Genomic DNA, 10,174 nt, shown 5'->3' on the forward strand with positions numbered 1-10,174 from the left:
TGGTGGGAGAGTAGGTCGTCGCCTTTCTTTTAAATAAAAAACGCTCAATTTTATATTGAGCGTTTTTTTTTGATCAAAATTTATGGATTCATTATTTAAAAATTTAATAAAGAAAAAGCCCAACAATTGCTAGGCTTTTTAAATTATTTATCTTCTCCCTTCTTTATAATTTTTACTACTCTTAGCTCTTCGTCTTTTGATAAGCTTATGTTTTTTACCTTCAGCATTTGTATTTGCTCTGTAGTAATAAAAGTTCTCGTCTTCTCTAACTTGACGATAATTTTTTCTGAAGCTATTTCTATAAAAGAATCCATCATCATAATCATAAATGTGTCCAGAATTGAAACCTAAATCGACACTACATCCATAATCAAATACATTATCATTGTAAAACCTACCCTTTACGCGTCCTCTAAAAAATGGATTCCCCCATCTATCATATTGTATTGACATATTACCAATACGTGTTAATTGTCCGAATCTATAGTTTAAGAAGATACTTCCAATCCTTTTTACATTACCTCTTCTGTCATAGTTGATGAAAACATTTCCAATTCTTCTTATCTGTCCTCTATAGTTTCTTTCGATACGCACACCACGTCCTCTTCTTTTTTTAAATTTAGGATGAGTATTAAAATCGAATTCACCATTTAAAAAAACATGAAACTTAATTCCTCTTTCGACAAAGGTCACAGCGTCATCAAAATAACGATTGTTAACCCCAATTTTACTAGTCGATTTCTTTATGTTGTTAGCATTTAAAATGCTAAAAGACATAATTGCTACTATTAATAATAATTGTTTTTTCATAATTACCTTATTTAGGGTTATGCCTACTCTATAAGCTTTTCGGCTGCCGCATTTGATATATACTTTCCAAATTATGTGCCAAAAAAATAATTTTAATTAAAAATTGAACGCTTATTAATAAATAAAATAAAGTGTTTTACTTGATTTGATAAGGATTTTTCAATGATTATGAATTATCATTGATTTTCTTTTTTCTTTAAAAAATTATTATGATTTTTGGTTTATGATTGATGCAATCGAAAAAAATCTCCAAAGAGGTATAAAGCTATTAAATACCATAACAGATGAGCAGTATAGTGACTGTACTGTACCTCCATATTATTCTAGCATAGGAAATAACATGAGACACATTTTAGATGTGTTTTCCTGTATTTTTAAAGGACTTGACAGAGCTGATGTGGATTTCTCTGATAGAGAGCGAAATGAATTGGCTCAAATCAAAACAGAATCGGGTATCGCGTATTTTAATGAGATTATAGAGAGATTGGCAACAATTGATCAGAATGACTTTGATAAAATTGTAAGGGTGACGGATGATTTGGGAACAGGAAAAATTACTACAAATTATACTTTAGGAAGTGCTTTAGTGCAAGCACATAGTCATGCAATCCATCATTATGCAAGTATAGGTTTTATTATTAACCACTTAGGTATAGAATTACCAGATGCTGATTTTGGTTATAATCCTACTACACCACGAATTAAAGAAAACTTTTAAGAATTTTCAGGTGCATTTGAAATATCTATTTGGATGGCCTGTAAGAGTAATTGAAATCCAAGGATTAAAGATAACGTTATTATCATTATCGTTCCTGTAGGAGTAAATGTATTGTTAGAACTGTGAACAACCCAGGTTTGGATACCAAATATAATTCCGAAGAAAAATAAAGGGATTCCAATTAATAAGTAAACCGAACCTATATTAAAATCATATAAAAAATAACGTTTAACGATTCGTTTAAAAAATGTAATTGTTAAGTTTTGGGAAAAGATAAAAAGCATTTTAAAAACGTTCATGTTAGATTGTTCATCTCCATAAATTGCTGGCATCGGAACATCAATGATTTTTGCGTTTTGAAAATAAAACTCTGCTAATAATGAGGTTTCGAAATAATATCGATTATGTACTTTCGAAAAATCGATTTCTTTTAAAACAGCTGTTTTTATAGCTAAAAAGCCATTTGTAGGATCAAAATTGTGCCAATATCCCGTTGCAGCTTTTGTTAGGAAAGATATTCCTAAGTTTCCAAACTTTCTCACAAAAGGCATAGCTTTTAGCGCTTTTAAATCTTTGAATCTATTTCCTTTTGTAATTACAGATCGATTTTCTACCAATGGATTCAGTAAATTTGGAAGATAATTTAAATCCATTTGATCATCAGCATCTACCTTAACAACAATATCGAAACTATTATCTAAAGCGTATTGGAATCCTTTTTTAGTGGCGCCACCAACACCTAAGTTGATTTCATTCTTTAAAGAAACGAATTCATTTTTACCATTAAGAGTTGTAGTTATTTCTTTCTCAGGTAAAGGTTCTTTACTACAATCATCTACTATCACAATCGAGTGTATATAATCTGGGATTTTAGAAACTACCCGAGTAATTTGTTTTGAAGCATTATAGTAAGGAATTACAATAGCTATTTTATGATTTGAAAAATTGGAATTCATCTGGTCAATTATAGACTAAAATTTAGTAATTTGGATTTACAAAAACTAATATAGATTATTTTTATGAATGTGAAGAAAAGAAAAATTTTAATATTATCAGCTATTCTTTTTATAGGTTTATTACTCACATATTCTAATCACTTCAAAAACGGTTTTCATTTTGATGATAGCCACGCAATTGTAAATAATGTAAATATTAGAAACATAGAAAATATCCCTAGGTTTTTTGTTGATACCAAAATGGTGAGTTCTTCTAAGGATCACTGGGGTTTAAGACCAGTAGTAACAACAACATTAGCAATTGATTATTGGATAGGAGGAGGCTTGGATCCCTTTTATTTTCATTTATCAACATTTATTGTATTTATAGCACTTTTAGTATTGATGTTCTTTATGTTTAAAAAAATTACGTCAAATGTAATTACGCATAATTGGATGGAATACATTTGTTTACTTGCTGTTGGATGGTTTGGTATTCATACTGTTAATGCTGAAACTATAAATTATATTATTTCTAGATCCGATGTGTTATCGACCTTCTTTATAGTCATTTCGTTTTGTTTATTTGTTTTAAAGCCTAAAACAAGAAAAAATTATCTATATATCATTCCAGCTATGATTGGGGTTTTAGCTAAAGAAACAATTATAGTTCTACCGATGTTATTGTTCGTTTACATTTTCTTTTTTGAGAAGGATAAATCAGTTTCAGATTTTTTTAAAGTTTCTAATGCTAAAACGTCATTTAATATCATTTTAAAGTTACTTCCTCTAGTTATAGGAATTGTGATTGTACAATCATATACATTAATTAAAACAGGTTCTATTGCTGGTTTATCAAACAATCTAACACATTATATTCAAACCCAGCCGTTTGTTTGGTTTCATTACTTTGTGAGTTTCTTTTTACCATTTAGTTTGAGTGGAGATACCGATTGGACTGTTATTCCGAATTTTTTTGATGATAGAATAATCGCTGGAATTTTGTTTTTGAGCGTATTAATTTATATTACTGTAAAAACTTCTTTACAAAGAAAAACTCGACCAATTTCCTTCGGATTAATTTGGTTTATGTTTGCCCTACTACCAACTTCATTGGCTCCGCTTTCTGAGGTTATGAACGATCACAGAATGTTTTTTCCGTTCATTGGATTAACTTTCAGTATTTCATACGCTATTGGGTTATATGTTTTAAAATTTGAGGAAGAATTGAAGACTTCCGCATTGAAAATGAACCTTATGAGAGCTGGTGTTTTCTTAGTTCTTTGCTCGTATGCTTTTGGAACTTACCAAAGGAATAAAGTATGGTTGAATGATGAAACTTTTTGGTATGATGTAACTCAGAAGAGCCCAAAAAATGGACGTGGTTTAATGAATTACGGTCTTACTCAAATGGCAAAAGGAAACTATCCAGAAGCTTCAAGTTATTTTAACAGAGCTCTTAAAATTTACCCTAATTATCACACGCTACATATTAATTTAGGGATTCTTAATTCAGCAATGAAGAATTATAAAAAGGCTGAAGAATTTTTTAACTCGGCTATTGCCTTAAAGCCAAATGACGACTTGCCATATTACTATTATGCGAGAGAATTGAGTAAAAAAGGAGATTTAGAAAGAGCTATGATGTATGGCGAAAAAGCAATTAATTTGAACTCTTATAATTTGGCAAATAGGCATTTGCTTATCAGAACATATTATAGTTTAGAAGAATGGACAAAACTAAACGATTTAGTTGCTCAAACTTTGGCTATATTACCAAATGATGAAGTAGCTCTTGAACATAAAGATTTAGCTAAAAATAAGAAAGATAGACTCACAATTAAGGCTGAAGAAGCTGAAATTTATCCTACTGCGAGTAAGTATCTTGAATTAAGTTTACTTTACTATAATAGAGGTATGTTTAAAGAATGTATTCAAGTGTGCGAGAAAGCACTTGCTTTGAAGCCAGATTTTTACCAGGCATATAATAATATCTGTAGTTCTTATTCATCAATGAAGCAATACGATAAAGCAATTGAAGCCTGTGAGAAAGCTATTGAAATTGCTCCAGATTTTGTTTTGGCTAAAAACAATTTAAACTATGCTAAGAATCAACTAAAACTTCAGAAGTAATGAGTAAAAACACAATTGATAAAGATTATACCGAGAGATTAGTAGATAAACAGTTTGTATGGTGGAAGACATTGTTAGATGTTCAAAGACCGTATAGATATAATATTAATAAACTTGACTTAGGGTTTACTTTAGATATTGGTTGTGGAATTGGAAGAAATTTACTTCATATAAAAGGAAATGGAGTAGGAGTTGACCATAACAAAGATTCTGTTGCTATTTGCAAGGAAAAAGGACTTTTAGCTTACACAAATGAGGATTTTTTAACTTCAGAACACTCAAAAGAGAAATTTTTCGATTCGATATTATTGGCGCATGTTGCCGAGCATATGACAGAGCAACAAGCAATAGATTTACTTAAAGAGTATTTACCATTTTTAAAAGATGGAGGAAAAATTGTTATAATTACACCTCAAGAAGCCGGTTATGCATCAGATCAAACGCATGTTCAGTTCACAGATTTTGAAGTCGTTAAAAGGATTTTTTCTGAATTAGGAGCTAACGAAAAGAAATTTTATTCATTTCCTTTTCCGAGGTTTGTAGGTAAATTTTTTAAGTATAACGAGTTTGTTTCTGTAGCTCAGAAAAACTAAACGATATTATCTTTATGTCCGAAAGAATAAAAGCGCATTAATAGTTTAGCAATACGTTTTCCCCATATTTTCGTAAAAACTTCAAACTCTTCTTGCTCTCTCACTCCTGAGTTTAACGAGACTGAGGTTTCAGAACTTTCGTGTATTCGGTGTTGAATTAACTTTTTGTTTATAAAAGTGAAACTACCTTTTTCTTTGGCGAGCTCAAGCCAAGCTATCCAATCTAATACACATTTGTGATTTGGAGAAAATAGCCTGTCTGCGTTTTTTATGTTTTTTATATTTAGAGTAACAGATGGACAACAGATAGCATCCCCAAAAACCAAAATACTCTTTTTGAAAAAATAACTATGATGAGTTTTTTTAACTAAAAAGGTAAGGAGCAAGGTCTTTTTTATAAAATAATTTAATGAGTTAGGCCTTATTGATTCTCCAATCAAATCATTATAATCGGTAAAAAACAATAAAGATTTTTCTTGATTAGAAGATGCTTTTAAAATATTCTCTGTGTATTTGTCCTCGTAAATATCGTCTTGATGCGCTATTGTAGCTAATTTGGTTTCTACTTTGGATAATGCAAAATTCCAATCGTTCCCTATTCCAAACTTTCCATTATCATTAATAAAGTACGGTATTTTGTACTTTTCCGCTACGTTCTTCGTTTGTTCTGTTGGTGTAGAAGTTGTAATAATAATATTACTAGAAACAGATTGCTTTTTTAAATTTAAAATACAAGATTCTAAATAAGGAGACTCTTTATAAGTTGGTATGACAAAAGTATGATCTATCAAGAAAAAAGTTTATTCAAAAGTAACAATTAATAACTAATATATACCCAGCCTTTTTTCTGTCTGTCAAGACGATTATTTCCGAATTTTAAAGTGTAAAAATAAGTTCCGGTAGGTAGCTTATTCGCTTTTTGAACGGTGGCTCTTCCGTTCGAAATAGCTCCCCAGTCATTTTCATAATTCTTTTTTCTATAAACCTCATTTCCCCATCTATTAAAAATAACCAACTCATTTTTTTCAAAAAGTTCTAATCCGTCAAAAACTAGTGCGTCATTTGTTCCATCATCATTAGGAGAGATTAAATAGTTATCACTATTACCCAATTCAATATCTGAGAAAATAGAACCAATAGTAATAACTTCATAATTATCAGGGATAAAATTTAAAGATGTAATTCGGCCTTCAGTTGAATCACCTTGAATGTTAACACCTCCTAAATTGATCCATTTGTTTTCAGCTTTGCTCCAACCAACTACGCGTAACAAGGGTAGAAGAGGAGATATATCTTGAATGTTGCTAAAACTATCCCATGTTAGAGTTACAGTCGTTTCTGTAGCACCGTCTAAATCCCAGAATTCATAGCTACTCACGTCTCTAAGAATTACCTGTTTCTCATTCGTTGAAAAAATATTGGCAAATGTAGAAGGAGTATTAGGGTTTTCAGAGAAATAAGCACCATTAAAATAAGTTTCTGATGCTTGATTTGGAATAATCATCGGTCTAAAACGATTATCATCTCCAATAGGGAAGATAAACTCATTTGTTCCAAGAACAGAAGCATATCCATCCGTATGTCTGTCATCATCTTCTCCGACATATAAATCATGGTTTATAAAATCTAAAGATATAGAGATATCATCTCTTGGAGTTATTACTTTACCATTTATAAATTCCAATTGATTAGATATACCAAGTGAAGTTTCTAAGTTTAAATCATTTAAAGCATCTATTTCTACATTCTCAAAAACGGGTCTATTAATACCTGAAACAACTCTTAGCTCACTATCACTATAAAATCCAGCTAAACCTAGGTTATTATCAAATTGACCATCGTTAATTAAATCGGTATGAAAACCAATCGAAGCGTCAGAATGCATTTGAATATTTCCAAAGTTCTTAAAAGCAGTTTGCCCGATTACTTTAAGCGAGATAAGAAGTAATAAAGAGAGTAGGGATATTCTTCTCATTATATATTTTAGGGTTAATATCTTAATGTTATTCAACTTTAGTTGCTTATTCACGTTTACACTTACACAAATTAAAACTAAACAATATGAAACTTACTCTGTTTTAATTTCGATGAACTGAACTTATGTTCAGATAAACAACATGAATAATACTTATTTAGCCAATATATAACTTTAAATTAAATAATTTATCATCAATTATCAATTCAAAATTTCGTAACTATAATTATGACACACGATACATTATAATGTCACTAGATGCTTTATATTAGTGAGAGTCTCATTTTATTAATTTCCCAAATAAATAAAAGTATTAATTACTAAGTATGGTTGATATCTTTCAAATGCTTGGTTCGAACCACCGCTGTTAACACTAACTGTATGAGTATGATCTCCATCTGTACTGGTTGTTGAACTACCGCCACGATTGTAAAATGTTAAAGATTCGTCAAAATCATCATTTCTTACATTTCTAGCTCTTGTTCTTCTACTAAAAGTATGGTTATGATTTCCATCTGTTGATGTATTACCAGTAAAATTAATATTAGGTAAATTAGCTTGAGTTAATGTAGTGGTTGTTTGTCCTCCAATATCTCCTATATTTTCACCAGCACTTGGATGCTTTAAAACCCTATCAGCAGCATCGGGTAGGTTGGATGTAAACCCAAGATTACTTGCATTGCTCTGAGCATTTGAAGGTAATAAGGTTATTGAACGACCATTAAGTAAATACCATCCTGAATGATCTGAAGTTTGTACTCCATATTTTATATCTCCGAAGGTATAGTTTGAACTATTAAAAGGATTCCAATTGGACCATCATAATAATAAAAAATTCTCTCATCTGTACTAAAAGCAATCGTAGCAGTTACTGGGTTGGTTATAGCATTAATCTGTGCTGTAGTACCGATTGGAAATCCAGATACAGGAGTTCCGGGAAATACTTGTGATTGAACGATATTAAATGTTAGCACAGATATAAATATCAGTATTACATTTTTTCTCATTGGGGATTTAATTCTTTACTCTAAAAGTAATTCTTCTATTCGTTATAATAGTTTTGTTACAATTTTCTACAATAACGGTAACTGAACCAGTCGAGGATAGTCCGGAATTATTAGTTACTGTAACTTCATATGTATATGTTCCAGGGTTTGGTGGAGTATCTGTTGGATTTTCAACACTAGAGCTGAAAGAATAACCAGAAGGCGCTGTGGCGGTCCAGCTAAATGTTAAAGGAGTGTCATTAACTTCTGTTCCTCCAGGATTAGCATTAAGTTGTAAAACTTGATTCGCACAAGCGGGGTCTGGCGTTGCTGTAGGGAATACGCTTAAATTACCTCCCTCATTATTTACAGTGTTAAACGTTTGTACACCGCTACCACCACTACCATTACAAGTAGCGTACTTCGTAGAACCAATTTGTAATATTTTTGATGCACTACAAGCAGAAGTGTTTTCGAAGATTCCATGATCAACACCAAGCGTTAAAGACGGGTCTGGATTTGGCGATTCTACAGCGAAAGCTGTACCTGCTGGCAAGGAAAAGGTTTTGTTAACTGTCCAGTTCAATAATCCATCATAAGCAATTGTGAATTGAGAAGTAGTATTTAAACTAGCGGTATTTCCTATCAGTAGTGTATCAATTCCACCTGTTCTATCACCCAATGTTACAGAATTTATAGGATCTGGTATTGCACTGTTTATAGTTACCGTAACGCCATTTCCTATTGTAACATCATTAGTCGTATTTCCTGCTTGTCCCGGATAATTGGTAGCAGCTACCCAAGCCGTTCCATTATAAACTTCCCAAATAGCAACATTAGTCCAGTTACCAGAAGCTACTGTTCTATAATCATTAGTGGATTGGCTGTAAATAAAATTTACACTAATAAAGAATAATAAATGTAATAATCTCAATCTCATTATTTTACAACAAATACTACATTAATAATTGTATTGTCATCACTAGGAACATTATCGACATTGTAGGTCATAAGACCAGAAGCGTCGATACTTGTAATAGTTAAAATGCTCGTATCATAAGCAGTTACGTAATAATATAACTCAGAAGCAGAATAAGTTGGAATACTAGTTGGGGCTCCCGTACTAATTACCGCAGGTGTTCCGAATTGCGAAATGTATTCATTGTAAAGATTAAGTGTTCTTCCTGTTCCGGTTGTTGATGCATCTATTGCTACCGATGGAGGATAAAATATTTTTGCTGAATTAAGAGGAGATCTTAAGCTCAACCATGAAGTTCCATCATAATAGTAAAAGATTTTTTCATCGGTACTGTAAGCGACTATACCTTCAACAGATGGAGATAGTGCAGTTATTTCAGAGGTTGTACCACTTGGAAAACCAGATACCGGTGTTCCAGGATAGACTTGTCCGAAAACATAAGAAGTAGAGAAAAACACTAATATTAATATAATTTTTTTCATTTATTGATTTTTGTCGATTTATAAATCTTCCACAGTAAAGTACCAGTTTGCATCTACTAAGTATAGGAATATATTTCCTCCATAAAGTTGAACTGTAAAAGTTGTATTTGTTTGATTAGTAACTTGTCCTGTAACTTGTAGACCTGCTGTACTAAATGCAGTTATATTAACTATGTAATCAGCATTTCCTCTATCAGGGATAGTAACAGTATAATTACCAGTACTATTTCTAGTAACTGAAGTTACTCCTTGAGATCTGATTAATGCTCCCGTAGATCCGTTAACCTTTGCAAAAGCCTTTATGAATGCATCTCCAGTAGCTCCCGTTGCTCCTGTGCTTCCTGTCGCTCCTGTACTTCCTGTTTCACCCGTTGCACCTGTACTTCCTGTCGCTCCCGTGCTTCCTGTAGCTCCTGTACTTCCTGTTTCACCGGTTGCACCCGTACTTCCTGTAGCACCGGTTTCACCTGTCGCTCCTGTACTTCCTGTAGCACCTGTATTTCCTGTAGCACCAGTTTCACCTGTCGCTCCTGTGCTTCCTGTTGCTCCAGTTTCACCTGTAG

The 10,174-nt window shown here is 32.0% G+C and carries 11 protein-coding genes; 3 read left to right on the plus strand and 8 right to left on the minus strand.

Features of this window, described 5'->3' with window-relative positions:
- Positions 1-147: 147 nt before the first annotated feature.
- On the minus strand, positions 148-810 hold the full coding sequence (locus tag ACOSP6_RS01090) for a hypothetical protein (RefSeq protein ID WP_422092367.1): 663 nt from the start codon (positions 808-810) through the stop codon (positions 148-150).
- Positions 811-1,033: 223 nt separating this feature from the next.
- Between ACOSP6_RS01090 and ACOSP6_RS01095 the strand changes: the two genes are divergently transcribed.
- A complete protein-coding gene (locus ACOSP6_RS01095) occupies positions 1,034-1,528 on the plus strand; it encodes a DinB family protein (RefSeq protein ID WP_422092368.1) in 495 nt (164 codons plus the stop codon).
- Here the strand turns inward: ACOSP6_RS01095 and ACOSP6_RS01100 are convergent.
- Complete coding sequence (locus tag ACOSP6_RS01100) at positions 1,525-2,484, minus strand: glycosyltransferase family 2 protein (protein ID WP_422092369.1); 960 nt, start codon at positions 2,482-2,484, stop codon at positions 1,525-1,527. The genes ACOSP6_RS01095 and ACOSP6_RS01100 overlap by 4 nt on opposite strands.
- A 63-nt stretch (positions 2,485-2,547) precedes the next feature.
- Here ACOSP6_RS01100 and ACOSP6_RS01105 point away from each other — a divergent pair, with 63 nt between their 5' ends.
- Together ACOSP6_RS01105 and ACOSP6_RS01110 are read left to right on the plus strand one after the other, a co-directional pair.
- Positions 2,548-4,596: a tetratricopeptide repeat protein gene (locus ACOSP6_RS01105; RefSeq protein WP_422092370.1), complete on the plus strand. Its 2,049-nt coding sequence runs from the start codon at positions 2,548-2,550 to the stop codon at positions 4,594-4,596.
- Positions 4,596-5,189, plus strand: coding sequence for a class I SAM-dependent methyltransferase (locus ACOSP6_RS01110; protein WP_422092371.1), 594 nt, complete (start codon positions 4,596-4,598; stop codon positions 5,187-5,189). Before ACOSP6_RS01105 ends, ACOSP6_RS01110 begins: the two co-directional genes overlap by 1 nt.
- Here ACOSP6_RS01110 and ACOSP6_RS01115 read toward each other — a convergent pair.
- The 6 genes from ACOSP6_RS01115 to ACOSP6_RS01140 form a co-directional block, all read right to left on the minus strand.
- Entirely contained in the window at positions 5,186-5,980 is a 795-nt protein-coding gene (locus ACOSP6_RS01115; RefSeq protein ID WP_422092372.1) for a glycosyltransferase, read from the minus strand. The two genes, ACOSP6_RS01110 and ACOSP6_RS01115, sit on opposite strands and share 4 nt — an antisense overlap.
- 26 nt (positions 5,981-6,006) lie before the next feature.
- Positions 6,007-7,164: a gliding motility-associated C-terminal domain-containing protein gene (locus tag ACOSP6_RS01120; protein WP_422092373.1), complete on the minus strand. Its 1,158-nt coding sequence runs from the start codon at positions 7,162-7,164 to the stop codon at positions 6,007-6,009.
- A gap of 767 nt (positions 7,165-7,931) precedes the next feature.
- Complete coding sequence (locus ACOSP6_RS01125; protein WP_422092374.1) at positions 7,932-8,171, minus strand: hypothetical protein; 240 nt, start codon at positions 8,169-8,171, stop codon at positions 7,932-7,934.
- 7 nt (positions 8,172-8,178) lie between these two features.
- The gene (locus ACOSP6_RS01130; RefSeq protein WP_422092375.1) at positions 8,179-9,090 is read right to left on the minus strand and encodes a PKD domain-containing protein; all 912 of its coding nucleotides are present in this window, start codon (positions 9,088-9,090) and stop codon (positions 8,179-8,181) included.
- Positions 9,090-9,611, minus strand: a complete 522-nt coding sequence (locus ACOSP6_RS01135; protein ID WP_422092376.1) for a hypothetical protein — start codon at positions 9,609-9,611, stop codon at positions 9,090-9,092. Before ACOSP6_RS01135 ends, ACOSP6_RS01130 begins: the two co-directional genes overlap by 1 nt.
- Before the next feature lie 18 nt (positions 9,612-9,629).
- The coding region (locus ACOSP6_RS01140; protein WP_422095685.1) for a hypothetical protein at positions 9,630-10,174 on the minus strand (545 nt) is incomplete at its 5' end.

Origin of the sequence: Tenacibaculum sp. MEBiC06402, from assembly GCF_049239625.1 — a bacterium.
Classification (GTDB): domain Bacteria; phylum Bacteroidota; class Bacteroidia; order Flavobacteriales; family Flavobacteriaceae; genus Polaribacter.